This is a genomic window from Aeoliella sp., from assembly GCF_965227375.1.
Classification (GTDB): domain Bacteria; phylum Planctomycetota; class Planctomycetia; order Pirellulales; family Lacipirellulaceae; genus Aeoliella.
This window is the reverse complement of record NZ_CBDDFX010000002.1, coordinates 1066951-1086512: the sequence shown is the minus strand read 5'-3', so window position 1 is coordinate 1086512 and position 19562 is coordinate 1066951. Positions and strand designations below refer to the sequence as shown.

Genomic DNA, 19562 nt, shown 5'->3' with positions numbered 1-19562 from the left:
CTCCGCATGGCCCAGAAGAAACTCATCAAACCGCGGCGTGAACGCACCGCCAACGAGGTCCGCGAGCACCGCGAGGCCTTCTTGCGGTATTTGCGGAGCGAGTGCCATCTGGCCGAGAACACGGTGAAGGCGTATGGGCGCGATCTGGAGCGGCTCATCAAGTGGCTCGCCGGGCGGCGGCTTGCGGGACTCACCGTGGCGGAGCTGGCCGGCTACCCCGCGTGGCTTCGCGAGCAAGGCCTCGCCCCCACCAGCGTCAGTCGGCACGTGGTGTCGCTCAAAGTGTTCTTCAAGTACCTGCAACTCGAAGGGGTGCTCACCGAAAACCAGGCCGACCTGCTGGCCGCGCAGAAGCTGTGGCAGAAGATCCCCACGGTGCTCTCGCCAAGAGAAGTCGAAGCGCTGCTCGCCGCCCCGCCCAAGGGCGAACCGCTGTGGCGGCGCGATCGGGCGATTCTCGAAATGCTCTACGCCACCGGCTGCCGAGTCTCGGAGCTGGCCACCGTGAAACTGGCAGACTTGCACCTCGCCGAGCGATTCTGCCGCTGCCATGGCAAAGGCGACAAGCAGCGCATGGTGCCGCTCGGCGAGCCAGCCTGCCAGGTGATTGCCGACTACCTGGAAAAGGAACGCCCCAAACTGGCGAAACGCGCGGCGAGCGAGCCTGCCGAGCTGTTCCTCTCCTCCCGCGGCCGCCCGCTGCGCCGCGAACGGATCTGGGAGCTGGTGAAAAAGTGCGCCGCGATCGCCGGCGTGAGTTCGTCGCTCAGCCCCCACTCGCTGCGACACAGCTTCGCCACGCACCTGTTGGCCGGCGGCGCCGACCTAAGACACGTGCAAGAAATGCTCGGCCACGCCAGCATCGCCACCACGCAGCTCTACACGCACGTGGACCACACGCGGCTCAAGAAGGTGCACGAGGCGTTTCATCCGCGGGGGTGAACGCGGTGTGGTATCATGCACCCATGAACCGCCGCGCCAAACTCATCGCGATCTGCCGGAAGCTTCGCATTCCGTTCACGGTGTTCTGGGCCACTCTGTGTATCGTGCTGCTGCTCTTCTGGGTGCGGAGCTATGGCTACAGCGACTCAATCTGGGTTTGGCTTCCGCCCTCGGAGCACATCCAAGTTTCCTCTGGCGACGCGCGGATAGTTGTCTATTTCGACGACCGGCCGATCGACTCTTGGGGCAAATGGCACGCTCACGAACTGACGTCGCACACCAAATACGGCGCGGCAAATCGGATACCCCACTTCAACCTGGCGTTCTGGCCCCACTTTGCGAGGCTGTACCTCGCTCACTGGGTACCGGTGGTCACCTGCGCGCTGCTGGCCGTGTTGCCTTGGATACCTTGGAGGTTCAACGTGCGGAACTTGCTGACTGCCACGACGATCGCAGGCGTGATTGCCGGGCTGATCGCCTGGGTGGATCGGACTTATTAGGCGATCGTGCTATTGCATTACACGTGACGGCGACGTGACAATACAGCCAGCCTTAGACCCCACAGTTGATCACGAGGAATTCCATGGCAACTCCCGAACAAGCTCCCGTGCGGAAGTGCTGTCGTTGTGGCGATGAGCTACTCGAAGGAATGCAGTATTGCGTTGCGTGTGGTACACAGAACACCGCCCCGGAGGCCGCGGTGATGGCAGCGGCAGAGTTGGAGGCCGATTCCGACGAGCGAAAAGGAATGTGGCAGCGGCTCGGCTATGCGAGATGGTTGAGGTTCTTCCTGCGGGGATGAGTTCGATGGCAGTTTAGCTTCCGCACTACCTGTTTCTCATCGCCCCGACCGGCGCGGCGGGAGCGACTTCGACTTCAAATTCATCCAACCCTACCATCACATCACCCACTAATGGTAGTCGCGAGAGCATCTCTCGGATGAATGGCGAGACCTTCTTGCGAGTGCGATGACGGACGGCCATCACGACAACGAGCACAACTACACCTATCGAGACGAACGGGATGAACAGGGACAGCACTATCAGTAGTACGACAAGTGGTACATAGAACACCATTGCGCCCAGAGTCTTTGCGAATGACCCGAAATTGGCGCGGCGCCATTCTTGTTGGACCTGCTTGTGGCAGTCGCCGCAGAAGAGCAGCGGGAATTGCACAATGTGCCACTGCTCGTTCGCCGAACCTACGACCAGTGCCATACCAGTGGCCGAGGGCTGAAGTCCTTCGCGTTCAGAAACATGTCGCGCGACCAGGTAGTGAAGACAAACCAAACGCTGCAAACTGGCCGGTTGCGAATTGCAGAACTGGCATTCGCCGGTGAACGGCTCCGCGTGCTCTGCCAGTGCCTTCGACAATCGCTCAACGGCTGCGAGGTAAGGTGCCTTATTGCCAGCCATGCGTTTGAGTTGCGACACACTTGGCACCGCAACCATCGCCTTGCAGCTAGTGCATGCAACTTGGGAACCCGCTTGACCAAGCCGAACTCGTAGCAGGTGTCCACACTGGCACGTTAGTTCGTAACTCATGCTGCGCCCCCTCATTCAGCCTCTCGACTAGCTACCGCTCGCTCCCCACTTCCCCATACTCAAACATGTCAAAACTGATCCCCCACCGATCCTGCACGCGGGCGTCGACTTCGGCTGGTTGTTCAAAGCGGTTCGTTTTGTAGTCGCGGGTGCGCTCCATGTACTGGTTGACGCATAGTAGCTGTCCTTCACTACTCCTTTGGTGTCCCATCAGCGTTTCGCATTGGATAAAGCGTAACCGCTATCGAGCATGCAGCATCTGCTACAGCCCTCACAACATCGGCGGGTAGTGCATGGGCATATGCCCAAGAATCTCCACAATGGAAGCCAATATTGAACTCTCGTAGGCAGCATGCGTTGAGTTCAGCCTTGGCCGCTGACGAAAGCCCCTTTAGCGCTTCGATGATCTCTATGATATTGGTTGCGGCTGAACTCGAGGTACTCGCCGACTCGACGATCGCGTGCCACTTTTCGTCAGCACCTATCACGTAGCTCAATACACAACAGGACTGTTGTAGCTCGCTGTGCAGTGTGCCGAAAGCCGCTTGCGACTTCAGATCGAAGTCCGTGTTTGCATATTCGGTTTCTATAGAAGTTGGCATTGTTGCTTCTTATCATTTGCGACCGCCTACCGCCCGCTCCCCACTTCCCCATACTCGAACATATCAAAATAGATCCCCCACCGATCCCGCACGCGCTCTTTCACGTCGGCGGGTAGTTCGAAGCGGTTCGTTTTGTAGTCGCGGGTGCGTTCCATGTATTGGTTGACGCCCGGTTCGATGCGGGCGTAGTCGCCCAGGTTGAGTTCTTCGTACATGCGAGCGATTTCGGCCTTGGGGTCGGCTACCAGGCTCTCGTAGCGGATCTCGCACAGGTTGCCCGCCGGGATCAACTCACGATCTTCGCGGTACGCCTGGTACATGACCACCAGGTTCTTCAGCACCTCTTCTTCCATCCATGGGTACTCGGGCAGGTCGGGTTGCAGGCCTTGCACATCGGCCAGCGACTTCCACAGCCGCACCGTCGAGGGGTACAGCTTCAGCGGGTCGCGCGAGATGTGCACGAACTTCGCCTGGGGGAACACCTCGAGCAGCCAGCGGACGCGGGCGGTGTGTGGCGGGCTTTTGAGCACGATGCGTTTGTCGCGGGCCACGGCGATCGACTTGACGAACAGCTTTAACCGCGCCTGCCAGCGGCGGCGGGCCCGTTTGGGCACTTGCCGCAAATCCAGGTACTCGGAGTGGACCGGGCCGTTGTGGGGGAACGCCCAGCAGAGGTATGGCGAAGGCAATCCCAAATTGCACAGCGCGAACTCATCCTCCTGCGGCTTGTCCCAACCGGCCTCGATGTTGTCCATCGGCCGCTTCGATGGCAGCAGCCACTTGGTGAGCGGCGCCGTGTAGCGCTGCGTCGACAAGTGGTGCAGCGGCGACATGCACTCGTACGTATTCGGAAAGGTGTGCTCGGGGTCGGTGATTAACAGTTCGTGCAGCAGCGTGGTGCCAGAGCGCCAGTGCCCCAGCACGAACAGCGGCGGCTCGGAGAGCACCTGGCGATGGACCTTGCGGCCGTACAGGAAGTTCGTCCACATGCCCATCAGCGAGTTGATCGCCGAGATGGGTGTGATGCTGGCCGCAGTGAGCATCGACTGTGGGGTTAGCCGGCATTGCCGCGTGGCAAGTAGTGACAACCACGTGCCCAACCCCATGCCATGCCAGAACCGCGGCGTCAGAATCCCGTAGTTGTGCGTCGGGTCGGCCGAGTAGCGGGGCTTGTCTGGTTCTTTGGGCGGCATGCAGGGAGTGGCTGGAACGCTTGCAATTCGGTTGGGTGATAGTGGGGCGAAGTCCATTTTACCGGACCGCTCGGATGCCGCTACTCGGATTCGCCGGGCAGCTGGGCATCGTCGAGGTCGATCGGCTCGACGGGCTCCTTCACGCGGGCGAGCGTGCTGGCCGCGAAGGCTCGGTCGCCCCGCGACCGCCGCCAGCCAAGCAGCCACAGCATCAAGATCACCGCGATAAACCCCAGCCCGGCAATCCATCCCCAGATGGGTTGCGTGGGAGGATCGACCAACCGCAGGGGTCCGCGACCGATAAACAGCGGGGCGAACCGCAGCTTTTCGTCTCCCGAACCATCGGTCGACTGACCGCTGTACCGCCAGTTTTTGAAGAAGAACCCGGCTATCCGCACCGGCTGGCGAATGTTGTCGCCCTCGGTCATGCCTTTGGGCAGGTCGAGCACGCAGAACATGATGGGATTATTCTGCGAGTCGCTCGTGAACAGGGCCAGCTCGTAGTAGTGGTCGATGCCGGCGGCGGTGGCGTCGAGGTCGCGAGTGGTGTCGATCCGCAGGGCGCGGCGAACCACCCCGTCGAACACTACCAGTTCCCCCACCTGATCGCTGGGAGCGTTGAAGAACGGCGCCACGGAGTACTGCCCCTCGTCGGCCCGGCGCAGCACCTCTCGGACGAGTCGGCGGTGCTTGTCGTCGCCCTGCTGGCCGGACTCTTTCCATGCGTCGCGATAGCGTGGCAGCTGGCGCTGAGCCCAGTGGACCAGTTCGTTGGCGGGCGTGTCGTCGAGGTTCGACATCAAATGGTAGAAGGCGGCCGTTTCGCTGGGGACCAACGGCGCGCGGTGCACTACCGAGTCGAGCAGCGACACGTCGAAGCCCAGGATGCCCAGGGCACTCATGCCGTAGTTCACTTCGGGAGGTCGCCACGCGTCGGGCAGCCACTCCACGTGCGGCGATGCCAGCAGCGGCACGATGTCGCCCCCTTCGGTCTCGACCAACTTGACGAACACCGCGTCGACGGCGATCGGTTCGGCGTCGAGCGCGAACGTCTGCCACCGCTCGGGCAGGCTGTGGGTGAGGATCATGCACTCGCTGCCCTCGTCGTGGGCCAGGCAGGTAAGCGCGGGCTGCACGTCGGTGATCTCGCGCATCTCGCGCGTGGGCTCGATCACCTGGGTGGCCGTGCCTTGCCAGCGAACCGGCTTGCCGCGGTACTTCTCCGGCGAGACCAGTAGCTCGCGCGTCGTGACCGGCGTGCCGGGCGAGGCGTAGAACACCCGGCGGTCGAAGTTGGCCAACTGGGCGACGAGCCGCTCGGTCTCGCGGCGCTCGTCCACCGACAGCGGCGCGCGGTCCTCGAACGCGGCGAAACGGCTTTCGTCCCAGTAGGCGAGCGCCAGCGACTTGGCGAGCGGTGTTTCGGGTGACTCCTCGGAATTTGCCGCGGCCGCCCAACAGAGTAGCGCTGCGAAAACAGTCAGGTGGCGTGCGGTCATGACGGGTTGTCGATCTCGGGCGTTTCGAGTGCGTGCAGCTCGTCGGCCACCGTTTGGGCATCGGGACCAAGCTGCGGACGCGGGGGTTCGACACCTCGCCATACGATCCACGCCACCAGGACCGCGGCCACCCCGGCAGCACAGGCAACGAGTTGCCAGGCGGGCATTGAGGGCTGGCTGCTCACCAATCGCGGCGGCGGGTCAACGGGAGTAAACGACCGCGACACAAACACTGGCATCAGGTCCACGCCGCGCGCGTGATCGTACACCTTGATCTTGAAGAAGACCGCGTCACACTCAATACGGCCGTCGCCGGGAAACTCTTCCCCCACCGACCAACCTTCCGGCAGGTCCTGGCAGTAGATGGCGAAGGGTCGCATCACGTCGCGGTTGGGTTGGATGTAGACGAGATTCAGTTGCTCGATGCCCAGGTCGTTCTCGGCGGGCTTGATCGACTCGATGCGGCGGACGTTGCCGGTAAGCGAAATCACCCGTCCTCGATAGACGCGTGGCTGACCCACCAACTGGTTGAACACCACCTCGCCCACCGACGCGGCCCGCAGCTCTTCGTCGGTGGCATCGCTGGCCACTTCGATCACGTGGAACCAGGCATCCTGTTCCTCATCGCCGAAGGGGCTGTTGTCCTCGATCACTTCGAGCCGCTCGCGATCGATCGCGGCAAGATAGGCGGGACGTTCCGCTTCTTCTGCTTCTTCGGGCAGTTCAGCCACTGGCCGGGCGTCGCCAAACAACAGGGCCAGCTTCTCCTGGGTGCGGGACTGCTCGAGCGACGACATCACCAACGCCACCAACGCCAGCGCCAGGACCATCGAAACCAGCCGCAACGGAACGCCGGCCACCCGAGAGCGGGGCGAGCTGGAGCGTCTGGGTTGATTGAAGCGGAGCGGCATGGAGAGATTCGTAACGGTTGAATGCTTGAGCGAGCCGGCTCGTCCCCGAGCCCGGCGGATCGGCGGACGCCAATGTCTGTACGACTGACGATTTGGCAAAGTTTCCGGGATCGAGGACGATCCGACTCGCGTAGAAGTCACTCTAATTCTAAGCCACACAACAACTTGCGACAAGAAAACCTGGTGGCCGATAAATTGGCAGAAAAATTTCCGCCAGCGGGAATAGTCTACGCAGTAGCCGACGAAAATATTGGCGGAACAGAGATGGTTCGTGTTATATTGCGACACGGATCAGAGTACTCCACACAGCACGGAACAGGCTGAGAGGAGAGGCAAAGGTGGCATTAACGCGCGCCGAATTTCACGGTATGGTTTCCGACCACGCCCCGGCTTTATACCGATTGGCTTACCGCATGGTAGGCGACTCGCATGACGCTGAGGACGTGGTGCAAGAGACGCTGCGTAGTGCCTGGAGAAGCCGCGATCGGTTTGATTGCGGACGAAGCCAACGGGCTTGGCTTGCCTCGATTCTCCGCCGCCGTGTAATCGACGGGTGGCGCCGCAAGGCCCGCACGCCGTACCCAGCGGGGGAGCATGGGATCGAGGTACCGGTGGATGGCGTGGATCCATTGGCCTCGGAGTTAACCGACGAGATGCAACACGCCTTAGATAGTTTGCCACACGACCTGCGCGAGTCCTTGCTACTCGTGGTGGTCGGCGAACTGACCCACCAAGAAGCGGCTAACACTTTGGGAATACCGCTCGGCACGGTACTCTCGCGTGTAAGTCGTGCCCGCGGACGACTTCGTCAGTACTACCTTGCCGAGGCCAAACGATAAGCCGTGTGCTTGTCTGCTGGCAGAGGTAACACTGAGACGTATCAACCAGCGACTTTAGTGCGAGTCGTTGATAATTGGAGTGTTGGCAATCCACTCCATTGATTGAACCCAAGCGGCCAGCAACGGGTTCAAAATGTGTCAGGGGCCCCGCGCATTGCGGGAACATACCACGATGACGGCAAGTGCGGATTACGGTGCGCCAGCACCCCCGGTTCGCCTTGCCCCCCAGAGGAGCCGAAGAGATGGATGGACGGTCTCAACGGTCGCGTAGCGGTCAAACCATGTTTACTCAACCGAATTCACAAACCCCCTTCAGCAAGTTACGCTTCGATGTCGATTCGCTCTACGCACCGCTATCAGCGGGCGGAGGAGCGGGGCGACGAGAAGGCCAGGAAGGCCTGCGTTTCGGGCTGCCCGCCGATCCGATGCTGGACGACGTGCTCCGCTCGTCTCCGGTCATGCCCGAGGCGCTCGAGCAGCGTCTGCACAGCTTGGTCGATCAACTGGCCGACGGCACTCAGGCTTAGCGGCCCCGGGTGCGTCTAGCGCTTCCCAGGTGTAGGCATGGACGAAATCCATAATTGCGGATGGAAATTCCGTGTCCAGTGCCCGCTGCGCTGGGACCAATTGGCGGAGACCGCCGACCCCAAGGTCCGGCAGTGCGGCGTCTGCCTGTGCAACGTGTACTGGTGCGACACTGCCGAGCAGGCTACCGCCCACGCCGAGCAAGGGCACTGCATCGCAATATCCACATCCCACGAAGTGGACGATACCAGCGTAGCGTCCCTGGGTCTGCTGGACCTGTAGTTTGCTATCTGTGATCAGTACCTCGCAATACTCGCAGGGTCCATCGGCGTATAATTCAGCAGGCAGCCATACAGGCTGCTCAATCGCCAAGGTTTCTTCCTTGCCGGGCCCTATTTCTTCCCGCCACTGGGTGGCCACGCTGTGGCCGCTTCGGGTAACATGAGGGGCTAGCGCGCGAGGGGCCTGTGGTGCCTTGCAACGTCCACCTGCGCGGAACCGGGTGCGACCCCTTCCTAGCGGCCCTTCCCAGCGGCAGAGTCCAACCTGCCGCAAACCGAAAAATCCATCGCCTCTGAAGGAGAGGGATGTTGAATCGAAAGTTGTTGCTGCTGGCCATTCTGGTGCTAAGCCTTTCGCCTACGGTGCAGGCTGCCGACGACACAGCAAAGTTCCTCGACGCGATGCGAGCCCGCGGTCACTACGAACTCGCGCTCGACTTCCTGACCGACGCACAAGACAGCCGCCTGGTCTCCGAGGATTTCAAGAAGCGGATTTCCTACGAGCGGGGAGTCACTTTGCTCTCCATGTGGCAAGTGACGCCGAGCGCTGCGGAGCGGGATCGCCTCACCGCTCAGATCAAGGCCGAACTGGACGCCTACGCCGCGGCGAATGCCAACACTCCCGGCGCGGCCGACGCCCAGCAGCAGTTGGCCGGGCTGCTTACGCAAATTGCCGCTCGCGATCTGGCAGCGCTGGAAGCGAAAGCCTCTCCGCCGTCGGACGCTGCCGAGATCAAGAAGCAAGCACGCAACAAATTCGTCGAAGCCCGCAAACTGTTGCAGGATGTCGAGAAGTCTCTGGTCGAGCAGTTGGGCAAGTACGATAAGCAACTCGACCCGAAGACACAGGCCAAAGAGATCGCCGATCGGCGGGCGATGCGCGAGCGGCTGGCGAACGTACGTCGGCTGGTCTCCGAGGTGCTGTTCTTCCAAGGCGAGACATACGACGCCAAATCGGCCGATGCCAAGAAGCTGTACACCCAAGCGGCCGATGAGTTTCAGGCGCTGTACGACAAGTACGACGGCTACGGTGTGGGATTCACCGCCCGCGTCAAGCAAGGTGAGTGCTACCTTCGCATGGGCGAGATGAAAAAAGCCTCTGGTTGCTTCGAGGACGTGATCGTCCGTGGCGCCGAGGCCGATGTGTTCCGTAGCCAGGTGACCGAAGCCCTCGCACTGCAGGCGGAGATCTTGCTGGCCGACAAGGATTACAACGCCTTGCTGGAGAAGCAAGGCCAATGGCTGACGACCATTCGCCCGCCTGAGTTGCGACAGCCCGACTGGCTGGAATTATCGTACTACGTCGCCGAGGCCAAGCGCGCCAAGGCTGCGGACCCCGAAACCAAGGACACCGAGAAGCGCAAGCTGAAGACCGAGGCATTCGACCACTACACCGCGGTAGCCAAGCTGCCCGGCAAGTTTCAAAATGATGCGCGCCAGATACTGGCCACGGAGTTCGAGGGCGTCGAAGCGGACGACCGCCGGCGGGTGAAGACCTTCGACGAGGCGATGCAGGCCGCCAAGGACGCCATCCAATCGATGAACGCGGCCCAGCAGACCTTGCCGGCTGCCAAAAGGAACAACCCCGATGGGGTGGCGGCCCTGGAAGAGCGAGCGGCCACCGGCAAGCAGGACGCCATTCATTATCTGGACGTCGCAGGCACGTTGGTGGACGACGACACCGAGGTCGCCAAGCTGAACGAGCGCCGCTGGCTTACTTGCTGGCTCTACTGGCAGGACGAGGAGTTCCATCGTTCGGCGGTGCTGGCCGAGTTCATCGCCCGCAGGTATCCCGAGGACCCGCAAGCTTCCGGTGCGGCGCAGGTGGCGTTGGCCTCGTACCAGTCGCTGTTCAACGAAGCGATCAAACAAGGCAGCGACGCCGGCAAGGCGGAGGCCACCAAGCTGAAGGACTTGGCGAGCTTCATCACCCGCCGTTGGGGCGAGGCGGCCCTGGGCGAGAGGGCGTTCATCATTCTGCTCGACTTCTCGATTCGCGATAGGGAATTCGATGTCGCGCTCGAGTTGGTAAATCAACTGCCGGAAGACCAACGCGCCGTGTTCCAAGCCCGCATTGCCAATGCGATGTGGGGCGCGCAGCTTCGCGCGGCATCCGAGAACGATACCTCGGTCGACCGAGCCGCGCTGCGAGAGCGGGCAATTAAACTGATCACCGAAAGTTTCGACGCCGTGGCGGCCGACCCTGCGTCGGCAGACGTGCTGGCGACCTCGGCGCTGTACCTGACGCTCGCGCGGCTGGAAGCTGGAGAGTACCAACAAGCCATCCAGCTGTTGGAAGATCCCAAGAAGGGGCCGATCGCCCTGTCGAAGACCAACAACCCGGTTGCATCGCGGGCTGCCTATGCGGCCGAAGCCTACAAAGCTGCACTGCGCGCCTACGTGTCGGTCATTCCGCCGGATACCGACAAGGCCGTGGCCTCGATGGCCGAGTTGGAAAAGGCCGTTGGCAACGGCAACCCGGAAAAACTCACCAAGGTCTACCTCCAACTTGGAGTGCAGTTGCAGCAGCAGATCAAGGATCTGCAAGCGGCCGGCAAGACCGAGGAAGCGAAGCGGGTGAGCGAGGCGTTCGTGGCGTTTCTCGACAAGCTGAACGAGCGCGGCTCCAGCGACCCGACGGTCCGGCTGTGGATCGCCCAGACTTACTATCGACTGGCCGAAGGCCTGGAAGGAGACGCATCGGCCAAGGATGTCCGCGCGCAGTACTACAGTAGCGCGGCCGACTCGTTCAAGCAGATCTTGGCGGATGAGAACTCGGGCCTCGCCGGCGGTCGCCTGCTGGGTGTCAAGCTGCTCTACGCGCAAACTCTCCGCCACGCCGGCAAGTACGAAGAAGCGATGAAGCAATTCGAGGCGATCCTCTCCGAGAAGGAGATGACCATCGCCGCACAAACGGCCGCTGCTTACACGCTGCAGGAGTGGGGGGAAACTTCTGATGCTTCGAAATTCAACGAGGCCATGATGGGCAGCGGTCCCTTGAACGAAAAAGGCAAGCACGTGGTGTGGGGATGGAACTACCTGTCCAAGGTGGCCTCGAGTGTCGCTCGCACCAGGCCTAATTTGAGTCAGCAATACAGGGAATTGTTCTACGAAGCCTGGCTGAACATCGCGAAGATCTCCTACTTGCGTGCGGAAAAAGGCGAGGACAAGGCCGCATTGCTCAAACGAGCTCGCAAGCAAGTGGCCGACATGGTGCGAACGCAACCAGGCCTGCTCAATACGCCGATTCGCGGGCAGTACGACGACCTGATGAAGTCGATCCAGCGCGCCAGAGGTGAGCCCACCACCGGCCTGAAAGAATTGCTGGAAGAAGATAACTAAGTCTCCACGAACACGATGAACCGCAGCACTCCGCCTGCTGACCCTAACCGACCCACGATACGAATGATGATCCGACTGAACCGCCACGCCTTGTTGTGTCCGCTGCTTGTTGTGTGCCTTGCGCTCTTGTGCAATACGGCGCAGTCGCAGTCGACAGACCGCATTCGCGTGATAGGCGGCGGATCGGAGTCGGGTGAGATCATACGCATGTCGCCTGTGACGGTGACCATACAAAAGGGTGGCGAATCGAAAGACATCCCCGTTAACGAAATTCGCAGCATCATCTTCCGCAACGAGCCCTCGGAGCTGACTCAAGCGCGGCTCAACGCCACGAACGCGGGGTACGAGAGCGCACTCAGCCGGTTGTCGGCGATCAACAAGAACACGCTTACTAGCGATTTCATCAAGCAGGACGTGGAGTACTACACCGCGTACTGCAATGCCAAGATGGCCATGCTGGGATCCAAGGACATCCGCGCTGCTGGGACGCAGCTCAATGCGTTTGTTTCCAAGAACGACCAGAACTACCACTTCCTCGAGGCCACCGAACTGCTGGGCGACTTGCTCGCCACGATGGGCAGGTACGACGCGGCCGAGACGATGTACGTCAAGCTCTCCAAAGCGCCCTGGCCCGAGTATCGCATGCGATCGGCAGTGCTGGTCGGCCAGACGATGCTGGCCCAGGACAAGTACGCCGAGGCGCTTGGCCGGTTCGACGCGGCCTTGAAAATCAACGACGACAGCCCGGGCGGCAAGCAGCAGCGGTTGGCCGCCGAGTTGGGCAAGGCCGTGGCCAGCGCGGCGACTGGCAACGTGGATGGTGGACTCAAAGCGGTGGAGCAAGTGATTCGCGACTCCGATCCCGAAAACGACCAACTGCTCGCCAAAGCCTACAACGCCCTGGGAGCTTGCTACGTACAGTCGGGTCAGCCGAAACTGGCTCTTTATGCCTATCTTCATACGGATTTGCTGTACGGGCGGGTGGCCGAAGAGCACGCCGAGGCGCTGGCCAAGCTCATCCCCCTGTGGGAGTCAGTAGGGCAGGATGGCGAGGCTCGCCGCGCACGCGAGACGCTGCTCAACCAGTACCCGGCCAGCCGCTGGGCGAAACAACTACAGTAACGCAGAGAACCTTTGCCACGGCCCTGGGGCCTAGTTACACTGGGAACCTTATGTCCCCCCGGTGGATGAAGCAAAGGCGGAATGCGGGCGGATAATCTTTCGGAACTTTTGCAATATCGTCGGGGTGGAGGAATCGTTTGATGCATAGTGTCGCTTTCGATCGGGCGGGCTCGCCTCGGACTGGGTTCGTTGGCCTGCTGGTGATGCTCCTCGCCCTCGTGGTTTGGACTGCATCGAGCACACCCACACTGGCACAAGACGACGGCGACGCAGCGGCCGCTCCAGCCGCTGACGATGGCGGCGGCAACACAGCCACGACCGCCGCGAACAATGAAAAGAGCTACCTGGCCTGGGCTTATGAGTCGCTCGGCCTGGGCTACAGTTTGATCTTCCTGGCGTTGTCGTTCACGCTGGTGGCCTTGTTCGTGATGAACCTGCTGCAAGCGCGCCGCGAGACGATCATGCCAACCGAATTGCTGGAAGGCTTCGAAGCGCACCTGAACGCCAAGCAGTTCCAGGAAGCATACGAACTGGCTAGCTCCGACGAGTCGTTCCTGGGCAAAGTGCTTTCGGCCGGCTTGGGCAAGGTATCCAAAGGCTACGACCAGGCCATCGAAGCCATGCAGGAGGTCGGCGAGGACGAATCGATGAAGCTCGAGCACCGACTCAGCTACATGGCCCTCATCGGCACCATCAGTCCGATGGTCGGATTGTTCGGTACCGTGCACGGTATGATCGACTCGTTCCAGACCATCGCCAACTCCACCGGCATCCAACCAACTCCTGCCGAGTTGGCCGAAGGTATTTCGACGGCGTTGTTCACCACGCTCATCGGCTTGGCCGTGGCCATTCCGGCGATCGCCGCCTACAACATTCTCCGCAACCGCATCGATCGCCTGGTGCTGGAAGTGGGCATCATCAGCGAAGGCCTGATGAGCCGGTTCCAGAACGCTGGCAAGAAGCAGGCGGCGCCCCAGGCTTAGTAATCGATCCGCCGAAGTTTGAACCGGCCTACGTTGCGACCGCGAGTACTCCATGAAAGTCGTCCGCAGTAAGCGAAGGGAAGTTGCCGAAGGCGACATGACGCCGATGATCGACATGGTGTTCCAGTTGATTGCGTTCTTCATGGTGCTCATTAACTTCTCCGACGTCGATCAGGATCAACGCGTTACCCTTCCTCAAAGCGAATTGGCCAAGCCACCTGAAGTCGCTTACGACAAGCCGATCACACTGCAAATGACGGGTGACGAAGAGATCATCCTCAATGCAGGCAGCGCGGACCTGCTGACGATCGAGGACCTTCGCATCGCCCTGATGCGTCAGGCACGGCTGATCGAGGCGCAAGGCGACGATATCAAGCTTAAGGACGTGACCGTCATCATCCGCGCCGACCAAAACGCCCGACATGGCAAGGTTCTTGAGATGGTGGATGCCGCGCAGCAGGCTCGGTTCGAGACTTTCGCGTTCCGCGGCAAGCAGTCTCAAGGCAATAGCTTCGGTAAGAAAGAGTAAACCTCCTCGGGCGACCCGGCCCGCATGTGATTACTTAATAAATTTCCAATCATGAAGATTCGCAACACCAAGCACGACGACAAGATCGAGCTGCAGATGACACCGATGATCGACATCGTGTTTCAGCTGCTGGTGTTCTTCATCATGACGTTCAAAATCGTCACGCCCGAAGGCGACTTCAACGTACGCATGCCGCCGCCGGCCACGGATGTTTCGCAGCGAGAGCCGGAAACGCCGACGCTGGTGCTGAAGATGACCGCTGACGCGAATGGCAACCTGGCATCGATGAAATTGGGCGACGTCCCCTTCACCGGGGCAAGTGGTGTCACTCCGTTCGACGAACTCCGCAGCCACATCATCAGCCTGGTCAACGACGAAGGCGGCCCCGGCACCGCCAGCGAACGAGAAGTCGAGCTCGAGAGCGACTTCGACCTGAAGTACCAGTACGACATCGATGCCATCACGGCCATCTCCGGCTATATCAAGAACGGCAAGAAAGTGGAACTCATCAAGAAAATCCGCTTCGCCCCCACTCAGGAATAAGACTTAGGGGGCACTCGCACCTCCGGTGTAGTGCCCAGGGTTTTGTCCCCTACATCGATTCATGGGCCCAAAACCCCAATCGTTTTGGTCCCACCCATGTGGCGGAGACCCTTGTTTTCTCGGAAAAACCATTCGGGGGGTGCGACAAAACCCTCCACATTGTTCCCCGCATGTTTCCCATTGGGGCAAAACCCCAATCGTGGCGATTTGCTTCCAGAGCGTGGACGGCCCACAGCCAAATGTCACCAAGCGACATCCATCGGCAAAGCTCCCATCGCCGTAAGGCGGTAGGCTTCTTTCACCTGGAAGACGCTGCGAGTATTCGTAGCGTGTGTTTGGGCGAGATCCTCTAGAGACGCACCGCCACAAACGGTGCATGTGCTTGCGGTACGAGTTGTCGACAAACTCACAGTAACGCGCCGCGTGTAAGAAAACTACCACCGCGCGCTAGAAAGTTAAAGCGAGATGAAACCTGCGAATCCGTGACCTCAATTCGCTCGAATCGTGGCCGCTGAGTCCGTTCGAAGGATGGCTTCGACCATGCGCCACGTCGAATGCACTCAACCGGAAAAACTAATTGGCTGTGACTGACGGGATTACCAGCTATCTGTACAATGGGAGCTTCGATTTGCGCCGATCGGTGCAACGCGTTGTGTTCCTAAGCGATTGGAGGGGAATTTTCGATGGTCCTGGCACTTGGTTTTTACGATTACGTCACTTTCTCCGCCCTCATCTTCATTCTGGTGGGATTCATGGGTGTCGTCCTGTTCTTCCTTGGCCTTCCTGGGCGTATTGCCAAACAACGGAATCATCCCGATGCGGATGCCGTGAATATGATGGGTTGGCTCGGCTTTCTTGGCGTGGTTCCCTGGATCCAAGCGCTGATCTGGGCCATCAAGGAAACGGATGTGGTCGACATTCGACGCTTTCCACCCGAAGAAAGCGAGGTGTTGAAGAAACAGGCCGAAAAGTTCCAAGCCGAGAGCACCAAGAAGCCAAAGGCGAAACAAGCGGATTCGCAACAGGGCGATTCGCAAACACAGGACTGAGCCTTAGGATTTCAATCGGGAGTACCGGCAGATGGTTATCGGACTGCTAATTACGTTTGGCTACTGCTTCTTTTTGTGGCTGATGTTCTTCAAGCTCAAGTGGCTGAAATTCAGCCCACTGTGGGCGGTGATATCGTTCTGGTTCGGGTTGCACCTCTTGTTGTTATTCGTAATCGCCCCGCGCTTCTTTCAGCCTGCATCCAACGACATGCGGGTCATTCGGCACAATATCCAGTTGGTGCCGCGACTGCCCGAACCGACGCTGCTGATGGAAGTGCTTGTCGAACCCGACGTTCATATCAAGAAGGGCACGCCGATATTCCAGTTCGACAAACGCGTTTATGAATACCGCGTCGAACATGCCCAAGCGCAGTTGGCCGCGGCCGAGCAACATGTACTCGTACTGAAAGCCAACCTCGACGCGGTATCGCAACAAGTGACGCAGGCGAATGCAAACAAGAAGTACTCCGAAAGTCAGGTGAAACGCTACGAGGCGATGTCGAAAGAGGGCGCCGCCAGCGTGGAGAATCTGCAACAATGGCAGGACCAGTTGGCCATTGCCGAAGCGGACGTAGATGCCGCCCTGGCCAATCAACAGAAGGCCAAGCTCGAGTTCGAGTCGAACATCAATGGTGTCAACACTGCCGTCGCCGAAGCCAAGGCGGCATTGAAAGAGCAGGAGTTCTACCTCGATCAAACCACGCTCGTCGCGCCCGCCGATGGCTACATCACCAACTTGCAGGCGCAGCCTGGTCTGGTGGTCGGCGACCGGCGCGTGGGCGCCATCGCGAGTTTCATCTGCGAGGACGAACCCTACGTGTTGGCGACCTTTTTTCAGGAGCACCTGAAGTACGTGAAGGAGGGCCAGCCGGTGGAGATCGCCCTCGATACGCGCCCTGGGGAGATCGTGGAAGGAACCGTCGAAGCGGTTTGGAAAGCCTCAGGTCAAGGACAGATGCGTCCCTCGGGATCATTGCCAAGATTCGACTTTCCCCTTCCCAAGGGACGCTTTCCCGTGAAGATCCGCATCAACGACCCCGATCCCAATCTGGCCGCGGGCGTGCAAGGTGCGGTGGCCATCTACACCGACCAGGGCAAGAGTTTCTCGATTCTCCGACGCATTGAGATTCGCAGCTACACTTGGGGCAACTTCCTCTATCCGCTGCCCTTCTAGCTGGGATGGACGGAGTTAACTTCGCGAAGGACTAACATGCTGGCGATTGTCGTTCTTATTTCCGGTGGTTTGGTAATCCTCACTGTTGCCATTCATCTCGTGCTGGTGCGCGGCCTCAGCCATATGGTTCGCAGCATGCAACGATTTCCCATCTTGGCAATGGGCACCTCGATGTCGGCAGCGATTGCGGGTCATCTGCTGGAAATCTGGCTCTTTGCTCTCGCCTTGCGGCGTATGGCTGAGAGTGGACAATTTGGTAGTTTAACAGGGGATGTCCAGGGATCGTTGAGCGACTACTTCTACTTTTCTGCGCTCGCCTACACCTCTCTCGGTTTTGGTGATATCGCCCCTCAAGGCACGCTCCGCACCTTGGCAGCTATCGAAGCAATCACGGGCTTGGTGCTGATCGCCTGGACGGCATCGTTCGCCTTTCTGGCCATGCAGGAGTTGTGGGGACGTAAACTGCCGCGCAACGACTGATGGTAAGCTGTGCCGGTTGCTCCTGATGCTCTGGCCCACTGGTCGGCAAAACGCTTCCAATCTGCACAAGCAGTGCATAGGGCCATAGGGATTGTTACGATAATCCCCAATGAACCACCTGTACCATGCTCCATGTACGTACTTCGAAGGGTTCGCGGCTGTGCAATTCGCCCGTGCAGTGGGAGAGTCTTGTGACATTACCCCGGCATACATCCACCGGTTTGCGGCAGCTCATGGCAGGGCTAGCTGTGGGCTTGTTGTTAAACTGTACCGGTTGTACGGGGATACCGGGCGCTTCGATCTCCGATTGGTGGCGGCACGGCTGCAAAGTCGGCCCCGAGTACTGCGAACCAGCGGCGCCCGTGGCACCGCAATGGATCGACGCGGACGACCAGCGCGTCACCGACGGCTATCCCTCCGTGGCCGACTGGTGGAATCAGTTTAACGATCCCGTTCTCAACGAGCTGGTGCAATCGGCCTACCGCCAGAACATCACGCTTCGCGAAGCTGGTATGCGGGTGCTTGAGGTGCGCGCCCAGCGGGGGATTGCCGTTGGCAATCTCTTTCCGCAAGCACAAAGTCTCGATGCCCAATACTCCCGCAGGCAACTCAGTGGCAACCTGGCCAACGATCTATCTGGCGTGGTGCCTAACTTCTCGAGAAACATCAACGACTGGTCACTCGCCGGAAACCTTTCCTGGGAGCTCGACTTCTGGGGACGATTCCGACGGTCGATCGAAGCAGCCGAAGCGGACTTGGACGCGTCGGTCGAGAACTACGATGACGTGTTGGCGAGCTTGGTCGCTGAGGTTGCGAGCACTTACGTCAACATTCGGACATTGCAACAACAGCTCCAATACGCCCGACAGAGTGTTGACCTTCAACGCGGAAGTTTGCAGATTGCCGAGTCGAGGTACGACAATGGTGCGGTAACCCAAGTCGATGTGGAGCAGGCCAAGCTCGTACTTTCGCGCACCGAAGCGCTGATTCCGCAGTTGAACGCCGCACTGCGCAAACAGAACAATCAGCTATGTGTGCTGCTGGGAATGCCCGCCACGGATCTATTACCGCAACTGGGCGAGTCTCCCATTCCAACCGCACCAGCCAACATCGCGCTGGGGGTCCCCGCGGAACTGCTTCGCCGAAGGCCGGACGTTCGCCGGGCGGAGCGAGAGGTTGCAGCTCAAAGTGCCCTGATCGGTGTGGCGGTTGCCGACCTGTTCCCCAGTTTGAGTATCAACGGCAATATCGGTTATGAATCGGCGCAGTTGGACCGCCTGTTTGTCCCGGCCAGCAACGTGGGTGTGATCGCCCCCTCGATCAATTGGGATGTACTGAATTACGGTCGCCTGAAAAACAATGTCCGTGTCCATCAGGCACGAACACAGAAAGCCGCCTTGGCGTACCAAGACACCGTACTGCGGGCCAACCGCGAGGCGGAGGATGGTGTGACGGAGTTCCTGAACAGTCACAATGCCACACTCCATCTGAAGGATAGCGTGGCGGCTGCGGAACGTTCGGCGGAGTTACTGGCCATTCAGTACAAGCAAGGTGCCATCGGGTACAATCGTGTTTTCACCGTGCAAGACATCCTCGTCCAGCAACAGCAAAACTACGCGACCTCTCAGGGCGATATCGCTTTGGGCCTGATCAACATCTATCGGGCGCTGGGAGGTGGGTGGCAGATTCGCTTTGGGGCCGGCAATGTTGCTGCCGCTCCAATGGAGATCATTGAGCCGGCACCAGCCGAAGTCGTTCCACCCGCTGGCGACGCCACCTGATAGTGCTCGTACTACTTTACCCCCTCAGAAGCAAGGAATTCCCGATGGCAAGGAAGCTACTCTATCTGTTCGCCATCGCACTTACGGCGAATGTTGCTCGTGCCGATGAGTCGCTGTTTTCCAAGCTATGCAACAACGACGTTCCGGACTGTATTTGTCGCTGGTGTTGCCCGAACTATTGCCGAAAGCCGCTGCCTTGCGTGTGTGGCCCGTTGCCCCCTCA

20 protein-coding genes are annotated in these 19562 nt (G+C 59.9%); 15 read left to right on the top strand and 5 right to left on the bottom strand.

The annotated features are described in order from the left end of the window. Window positions 1–6: 6 nt before the first annotated feature. The 3 genes from xerD to ACQK2L_RS17525 all read left to right on the top strand — a co-directional run bounded on the left by xerD (window position 7) and on the right by ACQK2L_RS17525 (window position 1744). A complete protein-coding gene (gene xerD, locus ACQK2L_RS17535) occupies window positions 7–942 on the top strand; it encodes a site-specific tyrosine recombinase XerD (RefSeq protein WP_425398330.1) in 936 nt (311 codons plus the stop codon). Between the two features lie 23 nt (window positions 943–965). Beyond that, on the top strand, window positions 966–1442 hold the full coding sequence (locus tag ACQK2L_RS17530; RefSeq protein WP_425398329.1) for a hypothetical protein: 477 nt from the start codon (window positions 966–968) through the stop codon (window positions 1440–1442). An 83-nt stretch (window positions 1443–1525) separates the two neighbouring features. Next, complete coding sequence (locus ACQK2L_RS17525; protein WP_425398328.1) at window positions 1526–1744, top strand: hypothetical protein; 219 nt, start codon at window positions 1526–1528, stop codon at window positions 1742–1744. A gap of 25 nt (window positions 1745–1769) precedes the next feature. Here ACQK2L_RS17525 and ACQK2L_RS17520 read toward each other — a convergent pair whose 3' ends face one another. The 5 genes from ACQK2L_RS17520 to ACQK2L_RS17500 all read right to left on the bottom strand — a co-directional run bounded on the left by ACQK2L_RS17520 (window position 1770) and on the right by ACQK2L_RS17500 (window position 6691). Continuing rightward, a complete protein-coding gene (locus ACQK2L_RS17520) occupies window positions 1770–2486 on the bottom strand; it encodes a hypothetical protein (RefSeq protein WP_425398327.1) in 717 nt (238 codons plus the stop codon). A gap of 31 nt (window positions 2487–2517) precedes the next feature. Continuing rightward, window positions 2518–2697: a hypothetical protein gene (locus ACQK2L_RS17515; RefSeq protein WP_425398326.1), complete on the bottom strand. Its 180-nt coding sequence runs from the start codon at window positions 2695–2697 to the stop codon at window positions 2518–2520. Window positions 2698–3114: 417 nt separating this feature from the next. Next, complete coding sequence (locus ACQK2L_RS17510; protein WP_425398325.1) at window positions 3115–4281, bottom strand: sulfotransferase family protein; 1167 nt, start codon at window positions 4279–4281, stop codon at window positions 3115–3117. An 80-nt stretch (window positions 4282–4361) separates the two neighbouring features. Beyond that, a complete protein-coding gene (locus tag ACQK2L_RS17505; protein WP_425398324.1) occupies window positions 4362–5780 on the bottom strand; it encodes a hypothetical protein in 1419 nt (472 codons plus the stop codon). Further along, window positions 5777–6691, bottom strand: a complete 915-nt coding sequence (locus ACQK2L_RS17500) for a hypothetical protein (protein ID WP_425398323.1) — start codon at window positions 6689–6691, stop codon at window positions 5777–5779. Before ACQK2L_RS17500 ends, ACQK2L_RS17505 begins: the two co-directional genes overlap by 4 nt. 338 nt (window positions 6692–7029) lie before the next feature. Here ACQK2L_RS17500 and ACQK2L_RS17495 point away from each other — a divergent pair, with 338 nt between their 5' ends. From ACQK2L_RS17495 to ACQK2L_RS17440, 12 genes are all read left to right on the top strand, one after another. Continuing rightward, a complete protein-coding gene (locus ACQK2L_RS17495) occupies window positions 7030–7530 on the top strand; it encodes an RNA polymerase sigma factor (RefSeq protein ID WP_425398322.1) in 501 nt (166 codons plus the stop codon). A gap of 281 nt (window positions 7531–7811) precedes the next feature. Further along, a complete protein-coding gene (locus ACQK2L_RS17490) occupies window positions 7812–8057 on the top strand; it encodes a hypothetical protein (protein WP_425398321.1) in 246 nt (81 codons plus the stop codon). Between the two features lie 37 nt (window positions 8058–8094). After that, on the top strand, window positions 8095–8337 hold the full coding sequence (locus tag ACQK2L_RS17485) for a hypothetical protein (protein WP_425398320.1): 243 nt from the start codon (window positions 8095–8097) through the stop codon (window positions 8335–8337). Between the two features lie 305 nt (window positions 8338–8642). After that, window positions 8643–11678: a tetratricopeptide repeat protein gene (locus ACQK2L_RS17480; protein ID WP_425398319.1), complete on the top strand. Its 3036-nt coding sequence runs from the start codon at window positions 8643–8645 to the stop codon at window positions 11676–11678. A gap of 63 nt (window positions 11679–11741) precedes the next feature. Then, window positions 11742–12800 carry a tetratricopeptide repeat protein gene (locus ACQK2L_RS17475; RefSeq protein WP_425398318.1) on the top strand — a complete coding sequence of 353 codons (1059 nt, stop codon included), beginning with the start codon at window positions 11742–11744 and terminating at the stop codon, window positions 12798–12800. A gap of 140 nt (window positions 12801–12940) precedes the next feature. After that, window positions 12941–13783 carry a MotA/TolQ/ExbB proton channel family protein gene (locus tag ACQK2L_RS17470; RefSeq protein WP_425398317.1) on the top strand — a complete coding sequence of 281 codons (843 nt, stop codon included), beginning with the start codon at window positions 12941–12943 and terminating at the stop codon, window positions 13781–13783. Between the two features lie 52 nt (window positions 13784–13835). Next, complete coding sequence (locus tag ACQK2L_RS17465) at window positions 13836–14312, top strand: ExbD/TolR family protein (protein WP_425398316.1); 477 nt, start codon at window positions 13836–13838, stop codon at window positions 14310–14312. A 51-nt stretch (window positions 14313–14363) separates the two neighbouring features. After that, window positions 14364–14855, top strand: a complete 492-nt coding sequence (locus ACQK2L_RS17460) for an ExbD/TolR family protein (RefSeq protein WP_425398315.1) — start codon at window positions 14364–14366, stop codon at window positions 14853–14855. A gap of 683 nt (window positions 14856–15538) precedes the next feature. Next, a complete protein-coding gene (locus tag ACQK2L_RS17455) occupies window positions 15539–15904 on the top strand; it encodes a DUF3302 domain-containing protein (RefSeq protein WP_425398314.1) in 366 nt (121 codons plus the stop codon). A 31-nt stretch (window positions 15905–15935) separates the two neighbouring features. Continuing rightward, window positions 15936–17078 carry an HlyD family secretion protein gene (locus ACQK2L_RS17450; RefSeq protein WP_425398313.1) on the top strand — a complete coding sequence of 381 codons (1143 nt, stop codon included), beginning with the start codon at window positions 15936–15938 and terminating at the stop codon, window positions 17076–17078. A 36-nt stretch (window positions 17079–17114) separates the two neighbouring features. Next, the gene (locus tag ACQK2L_RS17445; protein ID WP_425398312.1) at window positions 17115–17558 is read left to right on the top strand and encodes an ion channel; all 444 of its coding nucleotides are present in this window, start codon (window positions 17115–17117) and stop codon (window positions 17556–17558) included. A gap of 125 nt (window positions 17559–17683) precedes the next feature. Beyond that, on the top strand, window positions 17684–19339 hold the full coding sequence (locus tag ACQK2L_RS17440; protein ID WP_425398311.1) for an efflux transporter outer membrane subunit: 1656 nt from the start codon (window positions 17684–17686) through the stop codon (window positions 19337–19339). Window positions 19340–19562: the final 223 nt, after the last annotated feature.